General features: G+C 72.2%; 20 protein-coding genes. 6 read left to right on the plus strand and 14 right to left on the minus strand.

Annotated features, from left to right (window positions below):
* Positions 1–40: 40 nt before the first annotated feature.
* The 9 genes from MM440_RS12955 to MM440_RS12995 form a co-directional block, all read right to left on the minus strand.
* Positions 41–769, minus strand: coding sequence for a response regulator (locus MM440_RS12955; RefSeq protein WP_479370978.1), 729 nt, complete (start codon positions 767–769; stop codon positions 41–43).
* Complete coding sequence (gene macS, locus MM440_RS12960) at positions 766–2,028, minus strand: MacS family sensor histidine kinase (RefSeq protein WP_241444761.1); 1,263 nt, start codon at positions 2,026–2,028, stop codon at positions 766–768. The genes MM440_RS12955 and macS overlap by 4 nt, the downstream gene beginning before the upstream one ends.
* A complete protein-coding gene (locus MM440_RS12965; protein ID WP_241444762.1) occupies positions 2,025–3,080 on the minus strand; it encodes a 1-acyl-sn-glycerol-3-phosphate acyltransferase in 1,056 nt (351 codons plus the stop codon). Before MM440_RS12965 ends, macS begins: the two co-directional genes overlap by 4 nt.
* 40 nt (positions 3,081–3,120) lie before the next feature.
* Complete coding sequence (locus MM440_RS12970) at positions 3,121–3,915, minus strand: hypothetical protein (RefSeq protein WP_241444763.1); 795 nt, start codon at positions 3,913–3,915, stop codon at positions 3,121–3,123.
* A gap of 104 nt (positions 3,916–4,019) precedes the next feature.
* A complete protein-coding gene (locus MM440_RS12975; RefSeq protein WP_241444764.1) occupies positions 4,020–4,733 on the minus strand; it encodes an endonuclease/exonuclease/phosphatase family protein in 714 nt (237 codons plus the stop codon).
* A gap of 1 nt (position 4,734) precedes the next feature.
* Positions 4,735–5,724 (minus strand): ROK family glucokinase, encoded by a 990-nt coding sequence (locus MM440_RS12980; RefSeq protein ID WP_241444765.1) that lies wholly within the window; start codon positions 5,722–5,724, stop codon positions 4,735–4,737.
* Complete coding sequence (locus MM440_RS12985; protein WP_241444767.1) at positions 5,721–6,839, minus strand: ROK family glucokinase; 1,119 nt, start codon at positions 6,837–6,839, stop codon at positions 5,721–5,723. The genes MM440_RS12980 and MM440_RS12985 overlap by 4 nt, the downstream gene beginning before the upstream one ends.
* The gene (locus MM440_RS12990; RefSeq protein WP_241444768.1) at positions 6,836–7,498 is read right to left on the minus strand and encodes a hypothetical protein; all 663 of its coding nucleotides are present in this window, start codon (positions 7,496–7,498) and stop codon (positions 6,836–6,838) included. Before MM440_RS12990 ends, MM440_RS12985 begins: the two co-directional genes overlap by 4 nt.
* The gene (locus MM440_RS12995) at positions 7,485–7,928 is read right to left on the minus strand and encodes an SRPBCC family protein (protein ID WP_241444769.1); all 444 of its coding nucleotides are present in this window, start codon (positions 7,926–7,928) and stop codon (positions 7,485–7,487) included. The genes MM440_RS12990 and MM440_RS12995 overlap by 14 nt, the downstream gene beginning before the upstream one ends.
* A 69-nt stretch (positions 7,929–7,997) precedes the next feature.
* On the opposite strand from MM440_RS12995, the gene MM440_RS13000 reads away from it, so the two are divergent.
* On the plus strand, positions 7,998–9,833 hold the full coding sequence (locus MM440_RS13000; protein ID WP_241444770.1) for an AMP-dependent synthetase/ligase: 1,836 nt from the start codon (positions 7,998–8,000) through the stop codon (positions 9,831–9,833).
* Here the strand turns inward: MM440_RS13000 and MM440_RS13005 are convergent.
* Positions 9,803–11,254, minus strand: coding sequence for a gluzincin family metallopeptidase (locus MM440_RS13005; protein WP_241444771.1), 1,452 nt, complete (start codon positions 11,252–11,254; stop codon positions 9,803–9,805). The two genes, MM440_RS13000 and MM440_RS13005, sit on opposite strands and share 31 nt — an antisense overlap.
* 24 nt (positions 11,255–11,278) lie before the next feature.
* Positions 11,279–11,494, minus strand: a complete 216-nt coding sequence (locus MM440_RS13010; RefSeq protein ID WP_241444772.1) for a hypothetical protein — start codon at positions 11,492–11,494, stop codon at positions 11,279–11,281.
* A gap of 137 nt (positions 11,495–11,631) precedes the next feature.
* On the opposite strand from MM440_RS13010, the gene MM440_RS13015 reads away from it, so the two are divergent.
* Genes MM440_RS13015 through MM440_RS13020 form a run of 3 tightly spaced genes read left to right on the plus strand, consistent with a single transcriptional unit; the run spans position 11,632 to position 13,655 of the window.
* Entirely contained in the window at positions 11,632–13,161 is a 1,530-nt protein-coding gene (locus MM440_RS13015) for a DEDD exonuclease domain-containing protein (RefSeq protein WP_420914163.1), read from the plus strand.
* Positions 13,140–13,352, plus strand: a complete 213-nt coding sequence (locus tag MM440_RS17635; RefSeq protein ID WP_420914164.1) for a hypothetical protein — start codon at positions 13,140–13,142, stop codon at positions 13,350–13,352. The genes MM440_RS13015 and MM440_RS17635 overlap by 22 nt, the downstream gene beginning before the upstream one ends.
* 18 nt (positions 13,353–13,370) lie before the next feature.
* Positions 13,371–13,655 carry an Lrp/AsnC family transcriptional regulator gene (locus MM440_RS13020; protein ID WP_241444773.1) on the plus strand — a complete coding sequence of 95 codons (285 nt, stop codon included), beginning with the start codon at positions 13,371–13,373 and terminating at the stop codon, positions 13,653–13,655.
* 78 nt (positions 13,656–13,733) lie between these two features.
* On the opposite strand, the gene trpD is transcribed toward MM440_RS13020, so the two are convergent.
* From trpD to MM440_RS13035, 3 genes are all read right to left on the minus strand, one after another.
* Positions 13,734–14,777, minus strand: coding sequence for an anthranilate phosphoribosyltransferase (gene trpD / locus MM440_RS13025; protein ID WP_241444774.1), 1,044 nt, complete (start codon positions 14,775–14,777; stop codon positions 13,734–13,736).
* Positions 14,777–15,295 carry a response regulator transcription factor gene (locus MM440_RS13030; protein ID WP_241444776.1) on the minus strand — a complete coding sequence of 173 codons (519 nt, stop codon included), beginning with the start codon at positions 15,293–15,295 and terminating at the stop codon, positions 14,777–14,779. Before MM440_RS13030 ends, trpD begins: the two co-directional genes overlap by 1 nt.
* Positions 15,296–15,481: 186 nt before the next feature.
* A complete protein-coding gene (locus MM440_RS13035) occupies positions 15,482–16,729 on the minus strand; it encodes an IS256 family transposase (RefSeq protein WP_241443653.1) in 1,248 nt (415 codons plus the stop codon).
* A gap of 152 nt (positions 16,730–16,881) precedes the next feature.
* On the opposite strand from MM440_RS13035, the gene ctaE reads away from it, so the two are divergent.
* Together ctaE and qcrC are read left to right on the plus strand one after the other, a co-directional pair.
* The gene (gene ctaE / locus MM440_RS13040) at positions 16,882–17,535 is read left to right on the plus strand and encodes an aa3-type cytochrome oxidase subunit III (protein WP_431308205.1); all 654 of its coding nucleotides are present in this window, start codon (positions 16,882–16,884) and stop codon (positions 17,533–17,535) included.
* Positions 17,536–17,608: 73 nt separating this feature from the next.
* A complete protein-coding gene (gene qcrC, locus MM440_RS13045; RefSeq protein WP_241444780.1) occupies positions 17,609–18,394 on the plus strand; it encodes a cytochrome bc1 complex diheme cytochrome c subunit in 786 nt (261 codons plus the stop codon).
* The last annotated feature ends 1 nt before the right edge of the window (position 18,395 follow it).

The following is an 18,395-nucleotide window of genomic DNA, read 5'->3' on the forward strand; positions in this document are numbered from 1 at the left end:
ATGCCGCCTGCCGGGTGGCACCCAGCGAGCGTGGGTGAAGTCAGCCCTGCGGCGGCTGCGGGGCGTCCAGCCCGTGGGCCAGCGCGTAGCGCACCAGCTGCACCCGGTTGTGCAGCTGCAGCTTGTTCAGCGTCGACTGGACGTGGTTCTGGACAGTGCGGTGGGAGATGAACAGCTCGGTCGCGATCTCCTTGTAGGACAGGCCGGTCGCCACCAGCAGCAGCACCTCGGTCTCGCGGGGCGTGAGCTGCAGCGCGGGATCGCTCGTGGGGGCGCTGGGCGAGGCGGCGAGGCGGCGGAACTCCCCCAGCACCAGGCCGGCGAGTCCGGGGGTGAAGACGGCCTTGCCGGCGGCGGTCGCGTGGACCGCGTCGATAAACTCCTCGCGGGCGGCGGACTTCACCAGGTATCCCGAGGCGCCCGACTTCACCGCCTCCAGCACGTCCTGCTGCTCGGCGCTCGCCGACAGGATCAGCACCCGGGTCGGCAGGGCGGCCTCGGCGAGCGCGACGCACACCTCGTCACCGCGTAGACCGGGCAGGTTCAGGTCGAGGACGAGGACGTCCGGCCGGGTGGCGATGGTGCGGCGGACGGCCGACGGGCCGTCGTCGGCGATGCCCACGACGTCGAACCCGGCGTCCTCGAGGTCGCGCGCGACGGCGTCCCGCCACATCGGGTGGTCGTCGGCGACGAGGACGCGCACCTGCTCGGCGGACCCACGCCCGCTCGGCGCGGCGCCTGCGCTGCTCGGCTCTGTCGTCCTGCTCACGGCCTCTCCTCGCGCTGGGGCGGTGCCACCAGCGGCACCGTCAGCACCACCGTAGTGCCCCGACCGGGCGTGGAGCGGACGTTCGCGGTGCCGCCGAGGTCGGCGACCCGTCCACAGATGCTCTGACTGACCCCGAGCCGGCCGGCGTCCTTGGCCTCGGCGAGCCGCTGCGGGGTGCAGCCGACCCCGTCGTCGCGCACAGTGACGGTCACGTCGGTGCCGAGGTCCTCGATCAGCACCCAGGCCTTCGCGTCCGGACCGGCGTGCTTGGTCACGTTGTCCAGGGCCGCCCGCACGGCCAGCGCCAGCTCCTGCGCCCGTCCGGCCTCGAGCAGCACCGGCTGGGCGGGCGCGGCGACCGAGACGCGGGCCGACCCCGAGGCCGCGAGCAACCGGCCGAGGTCGGCGTCGCCGGTGCCCACCGCGGCTGCTCCGGCGGCCCCGGCTGCCGGCGATGCCGGTGCCGATGACTCGGGCGTGCCGGCACCGGCTCCCAGGGTCGCCGACCGACCCTGGCCCGCTCCGCGCCGCCCCTGCACCAGGTCGCGCAGCTCGCGCTCGGACTCGGCCGCCAGGTCGGCGAGGTCGGCGCTCGGGCCACCGAGCTGCTGGCCACGGCGGTGGATGAAGGCGAGGTTCTGCAGGACGCCGTCGTGGATGCTGCGGGCGAGCCGGTCCCGCTCGGCGATCTCGGCGCGGACGCGCATCGCCTCGTCCAGCGCGCGCTGGCCACGACGGGCGACGTCCACGCACCACCCGAGGCAGCCACCGATGAGCAGCAGCAGCACCAGGTTGTAGACCGTGCCCTCGGTCGGTGCCCCGACCTCCAGGATGTCGGCGGCGCCCACGACGAGCGCCGCAGCGAGACCGCCGCGCCACCCGCCGAGCACCGCGCAGCCCATGACCGGCGAGGCGGCCCAGGTGGCCGGCAGCGTGGTGGCCCCGGCCGCGATGTTCTCCGGGCTGTCGGCGACCCGGGTCAGCAGGATGCCCGCACAGGCGAGCGCGAGCTCTACCGCGAGCAGGGGCCAGGTGCGGCGCCGCAACAGCAGCACGAACACGGTCCACAGCCCGAGCACGAGCACCACGGCGAGCGCGACCAGCGGCCGGTGGAAGTCGCCGAGCCGGTGCCACACCATGACGACCGCATACAGCCACGACAGGACGCGATAGGTGTCGACCCCGCGGTCCAGCGCGAACTCCAGCGCCGACCCCCGCCCCCGGTCCGCCGCGCCGGCCGCCGTGGCCGCTCTGCTCACCTCGCTGTGCCCCGCTCGTCCCGACCGGCCTCGTGCGGTTCGTGCGGCTCGGCGGTGTCGTGCGGCTCGAGCGACTCGGCCGGCTCGTGCGGCTCGGCGGGAGCGGCGAGCTCTACCTCGTCCTCGGCGGGCGCATCGGGGTGTGTCTCGGCCCGCCCGCCGGAGCGCCGGACCGTGGCCACGGCCTCCTCCTGCAGGTGCCGGGCACGGGTGGTGGCCTCCTCCTGCAGCTGGCGGGCGCGGGTGGTGGCCTCCTCCGAGATCACCTTGGCGCGGGCCGTCGCGTCTTCCTGCAGCTGGCGGGCCCGCGTGGTCGTCTCCTCCGAGATGACCTTGGCGCGAGCGGCCGCCTCGTCGGCGCGGGTGCGGGCCTGGTCGACCAGGCGCTGCTTGCGCGAGGAGGCGTACTCGTCGACGTACTCCTGGCCGGACAGCTCCATCAGCTCGTACATCACCTCGTCGGTGATGGCGCGCAGGACGAACCGGTCCTCCTCCATCCCTTCGTACCGCGAGAAGTCCAGCGGCTCGCCGATCCGGATCCCGATGCGCATGATCTTCGGGACGATGGTGCCGGTCGGCTGGGCCTTGTCGGTGCCGATCATGGCGACCGGCAGCACCGGCACGCCCGCCTCGAGCGCGAGGCGCGCCACCCCGGTCTTGCCGCGGTAGAGCCGCCCGTCCGGCGAGCGGGTCCCCTCGGGGTAGATCCCGAACAGCTCGCCCTCGCGCAGCACCTTCAGCCCCGCGTTGAGCGCCGCCATCGACGCCTTGCCGCCGGACCGGTCGATCGGGATCTGACCCACGCCCTTGAAGAAGCCGGCCGTGAGCCGACCCTTGATACCCGTGCCGGTGAAGTACTCCATCTTGGCCGGGAAGGTGATCCGCCGCGGCAGCACCAGCGGCAGGAAGATCGAGTCGGAGAAGGAAAGGTGGTTGCTCGCGAGGATCGCGCCACCCTTGGCGGGGACGTTCTCGAGTCCCTCCACCCACGGCCTGAAGAGCACCTTGAGGACCGGCCCCAGGGCCAGCGTCTTGAGCAGCCAGTAGAGCACGCAGTCCTCCTCGAAGTGTTCGGACGGACTCTAGCGGGTGTTACAGACGCGCGCCGTCGTCGGTCTCGTCCGGGCGCGAGCTCGGCAGCCGCCAGAAGAGCAGTCCGAGGCCCGCGATCGCGAGCGCCCACCCTAGGTAGAGCAGCCAGCGGCGCCCGTCGGTGCCCACGACGGCCAGCACGAGGAGCAGCAGCGGGCCGCCCACCAGCCCGACCAGGATGGCCCAGAAGGTCGGGTCGGCCACCAGCCCCGGCAGCCGTCGCGGCGCCGGCGGCTCCCAGTCGTCGGCGTCCTCGTCGCTCTCCGGGGCCAGCTCGTAGGACCGCCACGAGCTCCCCATCGTCAGTCCGTCGTGGGTGCGAGGCTGGTAGATCGGGGGCGGGCCCTGCCTGTTGGGGCGCTGGTGGTCGGGGCCTTGGGGGTTGGGGTCGTGGAGGTTCGGGGTTTGGAGGTTCGGGCCTTGCTGGCCCGGTAGCGCGTTCGGCGGCGGCTTGATCGGCGCAGGCGTGGGGGCTTCCCCAGCCCCAGCAGTCTCGGCAGCCCCAGGGGTCTCGGGTGTCCCACTGGTCTCGGCAGCACCACCAGTTGCTGCCGCCCCACCAGTTGCTGCAGCCCCACTGGTCCCAGAGGCCTCGGGGGCCTCAGCAAGGCGGGCGTCGGTCGCCGCGCCCGGCTCGTTCCAGCGCGCCACGATCTCGGCGAACGCCGCGTCGAAGTCGGTGTCTGCGTGCGAGTCGTCGTGCGAGTCGGCCTGGGAGCTGGCGGGCGAGTCCGGCTGGGAGTCCGGCCGACTCTCGTCGGCGTCCTTGCGCGGGTCCTGTGGAGCCTCGGGCACGGCATGCTCCTCGTGGGTTCCTCGTGGGTTCGTGAGCCGCCGCGAGCAGCTGGTCAGGGCTGGCCACGCCGGTCGACGAACGAGCAGGACTGGGCGCACCAAGGCTAACCCGTCCGCACCTCGACGTCGCTCCACACGGGCAGATGGTCGGTGGCCGACACGACGTCGCGCCGAGCCAGCCCGTCGGCGACCAGCTGGTCGATCGAGCCCTCGGCGACCACGTCGACGTGCCGGTCGCCCCAGATGACGTCAAGCCGGTGCACCGGGGCGTCGACGGGATAGGTGGGCGCCGATCCGGTGAGCACGTGCAGCCGGCCCGCGATCAACCCCCAGGCCGGCCCGTCTGACCCCTCGTTGAGGTCGCCCGCGACGAGGATCGGCAGCTCGGCCGCCGCGGCGTCGGCCCCCAAGCGGTCGAGGATCGCGCGGGCGTGCCGGACCCGCTCGTCGCCGCGCAGCGACAGGTGCACGGACGCCGCCACGAGCTCTACCCCGTCGAGCGCGAGCTGGACGATCGCGAAACCGCGGGTGCGCGCGAACGGCCGCACCGGCAGCCGCAGGTGCTCGGCGTGCCGCAGCTGGACGCGCGGCGACAGCAGCACCGTCGTGCCGCCGCTGCCACGATGGTGACCGGGCCAGACCAGGCCCACCCCGGCAGCGAACCGCGCGACGCGGCGACCCGACCCGAGCCGGCGGGGCACCTCCTGAAGCAGCAGCACGTCGGGGGCGATGGCGCGCACCACGCGCCGGGCCGCTGCTTCGTCGTCGAGGAAGTCGCGCAGGTTGTAGGACGCGACCCGCAACCGGGCGACCGGCACGTCAGTCGACCGGCACCCCGGCGTCGACGCGCGCCAGGTCGGCGGCACCGATCACACCGGCGTCGTTGCGGAAGGACGCCACGACGATGTCGGGCTCGGGCCGGTAGCCACGGCCGGTCAGGTCGCGCTTGAAGGTCTCGCGCGCCGGGCCGAGCAGCAGCTCCCCCGCCGCGGACACCCCGCCGCCGATGACGAACCGACCGGGATCCAGAGCCGCAGCGAGATTGGCGAGCCCCCGCCCGAGCCAGGTGCCGATCTCGCCGAGCAGCTCGATGCACGCCTGGTCGCCCTGCTGGGCGGCCTCGGTGATGAGCGGTCCGGTCAGGTTGTTCTCGTCGCCCTCGAGGCGGGCGATCAGGTCGCTGGCCACGGGCGAGCGCGCGGCGATCAGGCCACGGGCCTCGCGCACGAGCGCGTTGCCGGAGGCGTACTGCTCCCAGCAGCCGCGGTTGCCGCACTCGCAGCGGTGCCCGCCGGGCACCACCTTCATGTGGCCGAACTCCCCCGCGATGCCGAAGCGGCCACGATCGATCTGACCGTCGCGGACGATGGCGCCGCCGATGCCGGTGCCGAGGTTGACCATCATCAGGTGGCTCTCGCCGATGCCGGAGCCGAAGCGCCACTCGGCCCAGGCCGCCGCGTTCGCGTCGTTGTCGACGAAGATCGGCAGGTTGACCCGGTCGCTCAACCGGTCGCGCAGCGGCTCGTTGCGCCAGGACAGGTGTGGCGCGAAGAGCACGGTCGCACGGTCGGCCGACACGAAGCCGGCGGCGCCGATCCCCACCGCCACGACCCGCTCCGCATCAGCACCCAGCTGATGGCGCAGGTCGTCGATCACCTCGACGAGCGTGTCCTCGACCACGGCCGGTGAGGTGCTGCGGTGCGGCGTGTGCCGCCGCGCCCGCGCGAGGATGGAGCCGTGCTCGTCGAGCACGCCTCCAGCCACCTTCGTGCCGCCGATGTCTACCCCGATGGACAGGGTGCTGGTCATGCATCTCCTTGGGTGGACCGTCGGCCGCGGCCGCTCGGTGCGGTGGCCTGGGTCGGCGTGCTCTGGGCGGTCTTCTTGGTGGTGCTCGTGGTGGCCTTGTTGGCGGTGCTAAACGCGGTGCTCGTGGCGGGGGTGGAGCCGGCCGCACCGGGCACGACCGCGTCGACCGCCTGCAGCAGCTCGGCCGCGAGCGCGGCGGCACCGATCATGCCGGCGTCGTTGCCGAGCGTGGCGGGGATGAACTGCGCCTCCGGCCGGTGGCCGCGGGCGGTGAGGTTGCGACGGAACGAGCGCCGCGCCGAGTCCAGCAGCAGGTCACCGGCCTCGACCACGCCGCCACCGACGACGATGACCTCCGGGTCGAGCACGGCCACCATCGAGGCCGCGCCGACCCCGACCCAGCTGCCGAGGTCCTCGAGCAGCTCACGGCAGGCGGGGTCACCCTCCTTGGCCAGCGCGGTGATCGACTTGCCCTTGAGCTTGGCGGGGTCGTCGTCGCAGGTCGCGCGAAGCTTCGCCGCGTGCGGTGTCCCGGAGGCGACCAGCGCCCTGCCGGCCCGCAGCAGCGCGTTGCCGCTCGCGTACATCTCCCAGCAGCCCTTGTTGCCGCAGCCGCACTGCGGGCCGTTCTTGACCATCCGGATGTGGCCGATCTCGGCCGCGAAGCCGTAGGCGCCGCGCAGCATCCGGCGACCGATGATGATGCCGCCGCCGATGCCCGTGCCGACCGTGATGGCGAGGATGTGGTCGTAGCCCTGGCCGGCGCCGAAGCGGTACTCGCCCCAGGCCGCCGCGTTGGCGTCGTTGTCGAGCACCACGGGGTAGTCGATGAGCGACTCCATCCGCAGCTTCATCGGCTCGTCCTGCAGGCCGAGGTTGGTGCCGTAGCTGACGTGGGACCCGGTCGCGTCGACGAAGCCCGCCACCGCCATCCCCACGCCGGCGATCTGGCGGTGGACGGCGAGCTCCCGCACCAGGTCCGCACAGGTCGACGCCACGGCCTCGGCACCCCGGTCGGTGCTGCGCCGCCCGCGGGCGACCACGTGGCCGTGCTCGTCGACGACAGCACCCGCGATCTTGGTGCCCCCGATGTCCAGTCCGATGTTCAGGCTCACGTTGACTCCTTCGTAGATCGACGTGCCTGATTCTTCGCCGGTGCGCGCGTTTTCGCAGGTTTCGCTTCCGGGGTGGCCTCTGGCGCCTGCGACGGCTCGCCCGGGTGCTGCTCGTGGTGGTGCTGGTGCTGGTGCTGGTGCTGGTCGGGATCGGGCTGCCGCTCGGGGGCTGTCGCACCCGCGCGTCGGGCCCGGCCCTGCTCGGCCAGCCCGCGCAGCAGGTCCGCCCCCATGGTCACCAGGTCGGCGACCTGGTCGATCGCGTCGGGGCTCACTGCCGTGGCGATGCGGATGGCCCGGCAGATCGGGCACACCTGGCACGCGTCGGTCCCGCCGTCACGGGCGCACCGCTCGTGCGAGGGGTCGTGCGCCTCGTGGTCCCGCGCGTGGTCCTCCGCTCGGCCCTTCGCGTGGTCCTGCGCACGGCCCGTGCCGTGACCGGCAGCGGTGCTTGCCGCCCGGCCGGCAGCCGCACCGGCGGCCGACCGGCCGGCGGCGAACGCGTGGGCGGCCGACTTGGCCCGTCGCGGGCCGAGCGCCTCGCGCAGTGCCGCGGTCAGCTGCGCGGCCTGCTCGCCGACCGGGTCGGACTCGCGGGCCGTGCCGTGCTCGGTGTCATCGGCCGATCCGTGGGCCGGCCCCTGGTCAGCGTTCGACACGGGACTTCAGGCCGGCGAGCGCGGTGCTCACGATCTGCTTCTCCGCCTTGCGCTTGAGGGCACCGAGCATCGGGATCACGAGGTCTACGGCCAGGTCGTAGGTGACCTTGGTGCGGTCGCCGTCCTGGGCGATCGTGTAGGACCCGTCCATCGCCTTCAGGACCTGGGCCGAGACGAGGCTCCAGCTGACCCGACCGGTGCCGTCCTCGACGACGTCCCACTCGTAGTCCAGGACGTAGGTGTCCTTGAGCGCGCCGGACGCCAGGGTGAACTCGACCTGGTCGGCCCAGCCGTCGCCGTCCTCGGCGAGGACCTTCACCTCCTTGACCTCCTTGGCCCATTCCGGGTACGCCGCGAAGTCCGCGATGACGTCCAGGACGTCGCCGGGTGAGGCATTGATCACGATGCTCGAGGAGGTGCTCTCAGCCATGGGCTCAGGCTACCCTTCGGTCCATCGCTCCGGAGCCCCACACCGTCGTCTCGCTACCGAAGGCCTGTCATGCCGACCACCCTGACCGAGTTCGCCACCCCGATCCTCGTCGCGCAGCCCTCGTCCCCCAACCTCGGCGACCTGCCGTTCCGCAACGCCGCTCGGCACCCGGACCTGGTCGCCTTCGGTCGGCGGGTCCCCGGGTCCGACGACGGGCCCGCCCAGTGGGAGGACGTGACGGCGAGCGAGTTCGCCGCCGACGTCAGCGCGGTGGCCAAGGGGCTGATCGCCTCGGGACTCGAGGTCGGCGACCGGATCGGCCTGCTCAGCCGCACATGCTACGAGTGGACCGTGCTCGACTTCGCCATCTGGGCAGCCGGCGGTGTGGGCGTGCCGATCTACGAGACGAGCTCCGCCGACCAGATCGCGTGGATCCTCGACGACTCCGGCGCGCGCGCCCTGTTCACCGAGACGACGAGGCACGCCGACACGGTGGCCGGCATCCGCGACCGGCTGCCCCACCTCGAGCACGTCTGGACCATCGACGGGGACGGCCTGGACGATCTGCGCACCGCCGGCGAGGCCGTCAGCGCCGCGGATCTCGACGAGCGTCGCGCGGTGCCGACCCTCGACGACCTGGCCACCCTGATCTACACCTCGGGCACCACCGGCCGCCCCAAGGGCTGTGAGATCACTCACGGCAACTTCCTGCTGCTGTCGGCCAACGTCATCGATCGACTCACCGACGTGGTGGCCGACGGGTCGGCGACGCTGCTGTTCCTGCCGCTCGCGCACGTCTTCGCCCGGCTGATCGAGGTCGTCGCCTTCGACGCCGGGGTGCGCATCGGCCATGCGCCCGACGTCAAGAACCTCATGTCCGATCTGGAAGGCTTCCAGCCGACCTTCCTGCTGGCCGTCCCCCGGGTGCTCGAGAAGGTCTACAACCTCACCGAGGCCAAGGCCGCCTCCGGCGGGCGCGGGAAGATCTTCAACGCAGCAGCGCGGGTCGCGATCAGCCACAGCCGGACCACCGCGACGGGAGCCACGCCGCCGCTGAAGCTGCGCCTCACGCACGCGCTCTACGACCGGCTCGTCTACTCCAAGCTGCGCGCCGCGCTCGGTGGCCAGGTGAAGTACGTCGTGTCCGGCGGTGCACCGCTCGGCGCCCGGCTCGGCCACTTCTATCGCGGGGTCGGGATGCTGGTGCTCGAGGGCTACGGGCTCACCGAGACGACGGCGCCGCTGTCGGTCAACACCCCCGAGCTGATCAAGATCGGCACCGTCGGTCTGCCGCTGCCGGGCGTCGGCGTGAAGATCGCCGACGACGGCGAGATCCTGGTCCAGGGCATCAACGTGTTCCGCGGCTACTGGGGCAACGACGAGGCGACCCGCGAGGCCCTCAGCGACGGCTGGTTCCACACCGGCGACATCGGAGCGCTGGACGAGGACGGCTACATCTCGATCACCGGCCGCAAGAAGGAGCTCATCGTCACCGCCGGCGGCAAGAACGTCGCTCCGGCCGTCCTCGAGGACCGGTTGCGCGCCAGCGCCCTCGTGTCGCAGTGCCTCGTGGTCGGCGACCACCGCCCGTTCATCGGCGCGCTCGTGACCCTCGACGAGGAGATGTGGCCGACGTGGTCGGCCAACCACGGCGTCACCTGCTCGTTCGCCGAGGCCAAGGACGACGAGACCGTCCAGAAGGCGCTCCAGGACGCCGTCGACTTCGCCAACGAGGCGGTGTCGAGGGCCGAGTCGATCCGCAAGTTCGTCGTGCTCGACACCGACTTCACCGAGGCCAACGGCTACCTGACGCCGTCCTTCAAGGTGAAGCGGCACGCGGTGCTCAAGGACCAGAAGGCCGTCATCGACGACCTCTACGGCGGGCCGCTGGAGTCCGACGACTGAAGGCTGCGCGACCAGCCCGTCACGAGCGCCTGCTCGGTCAGCCCGGTGCTGGCATGCAGGGCGGCGGCCAGGCTCTCACCCGCGCCCACCCGGCGCGACAGGTCGACCAACGCCGCCGGTCCGGACCGGTCGGCGAGGTAGCGGCACGCCGTCCACGCCTGGGCATAGGCCAGGTCCACGTCACCGGACGAGAAGGCACCTTCCGCCGGGAGCTGCTGCGGCTCGCCGGAGCGCGCGTGCTCGACCGCGGGGCCGGCGGTGCGCCCCTCGTCCACAGGATGCGCTCGGTAGGCCACCCAGGTCGCGAACCCCTCGCTCACCCACAGCGGCGGGGCGTGCGTCGTCGAGGCGCGCACCGACACGTGCGTCAGCTCGTGGGTCACCACGATCTCTCGGCCGGCCGCCGAGAGCCGGTCCCAGGCGGTCGGGTTGAGGATGACCCGGTCCCCTCGGGCGGTCCGCCCCTGGGCGACGGAGCCGTAGGTCACGGCCGCGACCTGGTCGCCCGACGCCGGCACGCGCCCGGACAGCGTCCTGAGCTCGGCCCCGGTCGCCGGGGCCAGGACGAGCACGCGGGTGGGGACCGGGGTCCACACCCGGCTCACCTCACCCAGGCCCTCGTCGGCAGCCCGCGCGTAGAACTCGAGTCGGTCCGACGGCGCCGTCCCCAGCACGATCGCCCGTCCGTGCCGCACGACCTGCGCACCGGTCAGGTCGAACGCCTGCCGCGTGGTCCCGGGGTCGTCGTCGTCGACCAGCACCGGGGTGGACGAGATGGTGGACGAGATGGTGGTCGAGGTAGCGGTAGAGCCGGTCGACGGCCACGATGAGGGGGCTGAGCTGGCCGAGCGGACCGTGAACACCGTGACGAAGGGAGCCGGCGCGGGATCCACACCCGGCACGGTCCACTCCCCCGCCACCTCGACCCGCGACAGCCCTGCCGCCGTCTGCGCCAGGACGCGAGCCACGGTCCAGCGCACGGTCCGCACGTCGAGCTCGCGCAGCACCGCGAACGCCTCGCGCTGACGGCCCACGAACTCAGTGGCAGCCGGGTCCAGCGGGGTCAGCCAACCGGCGAGATCCCCTGCGGCGAGGGCTGCCGCGCGCCGATCGAGGACCCGCTGCACCTGGCTGGCCAGCGCGTCCGTCGAGGGGTTGGAGGTCGTCGGCGCCGGCGACGGAGCAGCAGCGCCGGCGGAGCCTGCCGGTCTGGGGTCGGCGCCCGGGCGCACCAGCTCGGCCAGCAGCCCGACACCCAGCGTCAGCACCAGCACCGCGACCACAGCGACGACGAATCCGCGCCACAGCGAGCGCCGGTCCGCAGCAGCCGACGACCCGGGGGCCCCACCGGCATCGTTGCCGTCGGTGGCCATAGTCCCATCGGCGGCAGCGGTGGCATCGATGTCATCGCCTCGGGTCACCCGCCCCATGCTAGGGCGGACCGGCTAGCCGACCGCTCGACGACTGAGCGGGACCGCGTCCCGGCGCGCCACCAGCGTCTCGGCCTCGCTGCGCGACACGAGACCGGCCTGCAGGAAGGCGCCGACGCCCGCGCGCTCCTTGGCGTCCAGCGGGAGCGGGACCCCTTCGAACAGCGCAGTGACGAGGCATCCCTCGCACCCCTGGTCCTGCGCCGGACAGCGACTGCACTCGACGAGCATGACGTGCTCCTTTCGTTTGGTCCTGTCCTTGACGGTAGAGGTGGGTACTGACATACCTCCCGCCCTCGGGCGACAGGGGTCGGTCGCGGGCAGTGGCCCAGGGGGGTGTGTCAGACCCCGTCCCTAGTGTCCTGGCCATGCAGGACGTCACAGATCTCGCCCAGCCGGCCCAGCGCACCGCGGTGCAGGCGAGCTTCGAGGACCTCGGGCCCACGCTCGCCGAGGTCACCTTCGTCGTGGTGGACCTCGAGACCACCGGCGGCAGTCCGAGCGACTGCGACATCACCGAGATCGGTGCCGTGAAGGTGCGCGGCGGTGAGGTGCTGGGCGAGTTCCAGACCCTGGTGCGGCCCACCACCCCGATCCCCGCATTCATCACCGTCCTCACGGGCATCACCAACCAGATGGTCGTCGACGCGCCGCGCATCGCGGCCGCCCTGCCGGCCTTCCTGGAGTTCGCGCGCGGCAGCGTCCTGGTCGCGCACAACGCCCGTTTCGACGTGGGCTTCCTCAAGGCCGCTGCCGCCGGCCTCGGCATCGCCTGGCCGGGGTTCGCCGTGGTCGACACCGTCCACCTGGCGCGCCAGCTCGTCACCCGCGACGAGTCCCCCAACCACAAGCTGGCCAGCCTGGCGCGCGTCTTCGGCGCCACCACCCAGCCCGATCACCGGGCGCTGCACGACGCCCGGGCGACGGTCGACGTCCTGCACGGGCTGCTGGCCCGGGTCGGCAACCTCGGCGTCCACACGCTTGACGAGCTGACCGCCTACACCTCGCGGGTGACGACCACCCAGCGTCGCAAGCGCCACCTCGCCGACGGGCTGCCCGCCGGCCCCGGGGTCTACCTGTTCAAGGACGGGCAGGGACGCGTGCTCTACGTCGGCACCTCCCGCAACGTCCGCACCCGCGTCCGGCAGTACTTCACGGCGTCCGAGCAACGCACGCGCATGTCCCAGATGGTCGGGCTGGCCGAGTCCGTGACGGTCGTCGAGTGCACCACGGTGCTCGAGGCCGAGGTGCGCGAGCTGCGGCTCATCGCCGAGCACCAGCCGCGGTTCAACCGTCGGTCCCGCTTCCCGGCGCGCGTCCAGTGGGTCAAGCTCACCGTAGAGCCCTACCCGCGGCTGTCGATCGTCCGGGAGGTGCGCCCCGACGGAGCGGCCTACGCCGGGCCGTTCACGTCCAAGGCCGCTGCCGTCGACGCGGTGGCCGCGCTGCACGAGGCCGTCCCCCTGCGGCAGTGCACCGGGCGGCTACCCGTGCGGCCCACGGGCACCGCCTGCGTGCTCGCCGAGCTCGGCCGCTGCCTCGCGCCGTGCACCGGCGCGGTCACGCCAGAGGCCTACGCCGCCATCGCCGACCAGGCGCTCGGCATGCTCGCCGGCGACTGCACGACGGTGGTCGGCGGGTTGCGCGAGCGGATGCGGGTGCTGGCCGCGGACGCGCGCTACGAGGACGCCGCCCAGGTGCGCGACCGGCTGCTCGCGCTGGTGCGCGGCGCGGCGCGGGCCCAGCGGCACACGCCGCTCGCCGAGACGCGCGAGCTCGTGGCCGCACGCCGGGCCGTGCTCGGGGGTGGGAGATCATCGTCGTCCGCCACGGCCGGCTCGCCGGCTCGACGATCACCCCGCGCGGCGCCGACCCGATGCCGCACGTCGCCGGCCTGATCGCCAGCGCCGAGCACGTGGAGCCGCCGCCGGCCCCGCGCACCGCGGCCACCGCGGAGGAGACCGACAAGATCCTCGCGTGGCTCGAGACCGACGGCGTGCGACTGGTCGAGCTCGACGGTCGCTGGGTCTCACCGGCCAACGGCGCCGGCCGCGCCCGCGCCGAGCTCCGCAACGCGCTGGCCGGCTGAGCCCACTAGGCTGAGGTGGTGATCTCCGCGATTGTGCTCATCAATGCTGATGTCGACCGTATCCCCGAGGTGGCCGAGGCGGTCGCCGATCTCGACGGTGTCACCGAGGTCTACTCCGTCACCGGCGACGTGGACCTGATCGCCATGGTGCGGGTGCGCCGCCACGAGGACTTCGCCGACGTCATCGCCGACCAGCTCAACAAGGTCGACGGGGTGCTCGGCACCTCGACGCACATCGCGTTCCGGTCCTACTCCAAGCACGACCTCGAGGCTGCGTTCAGCCTGGGCCTCGACGAGTCCTGACCGACGAGTCCCGGATCGACGAGTCCTGAGCCGAGATATCTGACGAGGTCGTCCCGCCGGGGGTCAGGCTTCCGACGGTCAGGCCACCGACGCGGCGACCCAACGATCCAGCACCGCCGCCGCAGCCCCGCTGTCCAGGCTCTGCTCGGCCCGGTCCATGCCGGCTCGCACGGCCTCGGTGAGTCGATCCGCCGTGGCCGAGGGGTCGGTGAGGGCCAGGGCGATCCCGGCGTTGAGCACCACGGCGTCACGCACCGGGCCGTGCTCTCCGGCCAGCAGCTCGCGGACCACCCCGGCGTTGTGCTGCGGGTCGCCCCCGCGCAGCGTCTCCAGGTCGTGCAGCTCCAGGCCCAGGTCGCGCGGGTCCAGCAGGTACTCGGTCACCACCCCGTCGCGCACCCACCACACGTGCGTGGTCGTCGACACGGTCACCTCGTCGAGCCCGTCGTCGCCCCGGAACACCGCCGCCGTCGTGCCCCGGGCGGCGAAGACTCCAGCCATCAGCGGCGCCATCCGCAGGTCAGCACAGCCGACGGCCGAGTAGGCCGGGCGGGCGGGGTTCGTCAGCGGGCCGAGGAAGTTGAAGATCGTGCCCACCCCGAGCTCACGCCGTGGGGCAGCGGCGTGCGCCATGGACGGGTGGAAGGTCTGGGCGAAGCAGAAGCTGATGCCCGCCTCACGGGCCACCTCGGCGACCCGCTGAGGGGTCAACGTGAGGTTGAGGCCGAGGGCTTCGAGCACGTCCGCGGTGCCGGACTTGGACGAGGCCGCCCGGTTGCCGTGCTTGACCACCGGCACCCCGGCGCCCGCGGCCACCAGCACGGACATGGTGGAGATGTTGACCGTGCCGGCCCGGTCGCCACCGGTGCCCACGATGTCGAGGACGTCGCCGTCGACCTCCACCGGTCGGGCGTGGTCGAGCATGACGTCCGCGAGACCGCGGACCTCGTCGACGCTCTCCCCCTTGACCCGCAGGGCCATCAGGAACCCACCGACCTGCGCCGGGCTCGCGGCGCCGGAGAAGATCTCGTTCATGGCCCACGACGCCTGCTCGGTCGACAGGTCCGCACGGGAGATGAGAGCGCTGTGGATCTCTCCCCAGGTTGGTTCGGTGGCGCCCATCAGGCCGGCGCGACCGCCCCGCGGCGACCGAGCTCGGCCACCGCCGCGGCCAGGACGACCGGGTCGAGCGGGTGGGGCACAGCCAGGTCGGCCATCGACCACGCCGCGAGCCACGCGTCCTGCGGGCGTCCGGTGAGGACGAGGATCGGCGGGCAGTCGTAGACCTCGTTCTTGAGCTGGCGAGCCAGTCCCATCCCGCCGACCTTGCCGGCCTCGCCGTCGAGGATCAGCAGGTCGAAGTCGTCGTGCTCGGCGGCGCGCAGCGCCATCTCACCGGTCGCGCACTCGAACCACGACTCGATGGACACGTCCCGTGCGGGACGGCGCCCGACGGCGAGGCGCACCTTGTCACGGGTAGTGCTGTCGTCGGAGTAGAGGAGCACCCGGAGCGAGCGCCCCGAGCTGGTGCCACGCCCGCCGGCGGCTGCGGCGTCGCCCCTGGCCGTGTCGTCGGCCGGGACGCCGGCTGGGGAGCCGACGGAGGCGTCGGCTGCGGGAGCTTCGGTGCTTCGACTCATGTCTCGATCTTAGCCAGAGCGGCGCGCTGCACCACCCCGCGACCACCCCGCGACCACCCCGCGGGCCGACGGTCGGCGGCACCGGGACGAAGCCGCACCGACAATAAGCGTGGCTCGTTGGGCAGTCGGGCGAGTTTGGTCAAGTCCCGGGTAGTGGTGTAGCGCTGCGTTCTCCTTCGTGATGGGTCAGGCGGTCAGTGCGTGCACGTCATCAGCTCCGATCTCGGGTTCGGTGGTGGGGACGATGTTGACGCGGCAGCGGGCGAGGAGGTCGAGTCCGAGGTAGCGGCGGCCCTCGGCCCATTCGTCGGTTTGCTCGGCCAGGACGGCGCCGACGAGGCGGATGATGGCGGCGCGGGTGGGGAAGATGCCGACGGCGTCGGTGCGGCGGCGGATCTCGCGGTTGAGTCGTTCGGCGGGGTTGTTGGACCAGATCTGGGTCCACACGTCTTTGGGGAAGTCGGTGAAGGCGAGGATGTCGGCGCGGGCGCCGTCGAGGTGGTCGTGGACCTCGGGCAGCTTGCCGTCGACGTAGTCCAGGAGCCGGTCGAACTGTGCGTGAACCGCCGGACGGTCGGGCTGGTCGTAGACCGAGTGCAGCATCGCTTTGACCGCGGGCCACATGCTCTTGGGTGTCACGCCCATGAGGTTCGCTGCGTAGTGGGTGCGGCATCGCTGCCACGAGGCTCCGGGCAGGTTGGCTGCGATCGCCTCGACCAGGCCGGCATGGGCATCTGAGGTGACCAGCCGGACCCCGGTCAGGCCACGGGCAACCAGGTCGGCGAAGAACTCGTTCCACACCGGGCCGGTCTCAGCGGTGGCCACGCGCATGCCGAGGACCTCGCGGTGCCCGTCGCCGTTGACGCCGGTGGCCAGCAGCACGGCGGCGTTGATCACCCGCCCACCTTCGCGGAGCTTCATGGTCAGCGCGTCCGCGGCGACGAACGTGAACGGCCCCGCTGCGTCCAACGGCCGGTGGCGGAACTGCTCGACGTGCTCGTCGAGCTCGGCGGCCATCCGCGAGACCTGGGACTTGGACAGCGAGTCGATCCCGAGGGTCTTGACCAGCTTGTCCATCCGCCGCGTGGACACCCCGGCCAGGTAGCAGTCGGCCACGACCGTGATGAGAGCGGCCTCGGCACGCTTGCGGCGCTCGAGGAGCCACTCGGGGAAGTAGGTGCCCTTGCGCAGCTTGGGGATCGCGACGTCGATGGTCCCGACCCGGGTGTCCAGGTCGCGGTGGCGGTAGCCGTTGCGCTGCGCGACCCGTCCCGGCGTGGGGCGGCCGTACTCGGCGCCGACCACCGCATCGGCATCGGCACACAGCAGGGCGTTGATCATCGTCTGCAACAGCTCGCGCATCAGATCGGGTGAGGCTTCGGCGAGTGCTTCGCCCAGCAGACGTGCAGGGTCAACAATGTGGGGAGCGGTCATCGTGATGGTCCTCGAGGATTCGGTAGAAGGTTGACTCGAAGGATCACGCGGTGGCCGCGCCCACGTCTTCCGTACACGCCGGTGACGATCTCGGCGACCGCGCTACACCACTATCAGGGACTCAACTGCGAGTTTTGGGGCAAGATAGCGGCGTGTCGACCGCATCCGCTGTGCATCACAGCTCCCCAGCGCCCCATGCCGGCCACGGTCCTGCCACGAGACCCAACATGGTCTCGGTGGGCACGATCGTGTGGCTCTCCAGCGAGTTGATGTTCTTCGCGGGTCTGTTCGCGATGTACTTCACGATCCGCGCCGTGCGGCCGGACCTGTGGGCCGAGGAGACGCACAAGCACGCGGTCCTGTTCGCCTCGGTCAACACCGCGATCCTGGTCATCTCCTCCGTCTGGTGCCAGCTCGGCGTGCTGCAGGCCGAGCGTGGTCGGGCGGGGCGCGTGGGCGGTCTGCTCGACATCAAGGGCTGGGGCATGCGCGAGTGGTACACGCTGACCTACCTGTTCGGTGCGGTGTTCGTCGCCGGCCAGTGCTGGGAGTACGCCAAGCTGTGCAGCGAGGGCATCACGATGTCCTCCAACGGCTACGGCTCGGCGTTCTACATCACCACCGGCTTCCACGCCCTGCACGTCACCGGCGGTCTGATCGCGTTCCTGCTGGTGATCGCCCGGTCGTTCACCTCGCGCAAGTACAGCCACGCCAACGCCACGACGGCGGTCGTCGTCTCCTACTACTGGCACTTCGTCGACGTGGTGTGGATCGCGCTGTTCTTCATCATCTACGTGCTCAAGTGATGACTGGCGTGACGACCCTGCGCCCCCTCTCGGCACCCCGCCCCGTGTCCACCTCCGACGACAGGACCTCATCGTGAAGACCTTGGCCGCCAAGCGTCGGCACCCCGCCGCCCTGTTCGTGCTCCTGCTGGCCGCGCTGCTCACGATGGGCACCGCCTACGCCTTCGCCAGCCCGCGCACGACCGCTGCTCCCTCGACCGCGGCCGCGGCCACCGACGAGGAGGCCGGCAAGGCGATCTTCCTGGCCAACTGCGCCTCCTGCCACGGCGTCCTCGCCCAGGGCGGCCAGTTCGCGCCGTCCCTCGCCGGCGTCGGCGCGGCCTCGGTCGACTTCCAGATGGGCACCGGCCGGATGCCGATGGTCCGTCCGGGTGTCCAGGCCCCCCGCGAGCCACGCCTGTTCGACCAGCAGCAGATCAACCAGGTCGGTGCCTACATCGCCTCGCTGGCCCCCGGGCCGGCGGTTCCCTCCACCGAGTACACCGAGGGTGGCGGCGACGCGGCCCGCGGCGGAGAGATCTACCGCGTGAACTGCGCGATGTGCCACAACGCGTCCGGTGCCGGTGGCGCCCTGACCCGCGGCAAGTACGCCCCGAGCCTGCGTGGCGTCGAGGGCAAGCACATCTACGAGGCCATGCTCACCGGCCCGCAGTCGATGCCGGTGTTCAAAGACACCAACCTCTCCCCGACCGACAAGAAGGACGTCATCACCTTCCTGCAGGAGGTCGACAAGGGTGAGAACCCTGGCGGCTACGCGCTCGGCAACATCGGCCCGGTGCCCGAGGGCATGTTCGCCTGGACCTTCGGGATCGGGCTCATGATCCTCGCCGCCATCTGGCTCGGACGGAAGGCCGCCTGAC

Origin of the sequence: Arsenicicoccus piscis (assembly GCF_022568835.1) — a bacterium.
GTDB lineage: Bacteria > Actinomycetota > Actinomycetes > Actinomycetales > Dermatophilaceae > Arsenicicoccus > Arsenicicoccus piscis.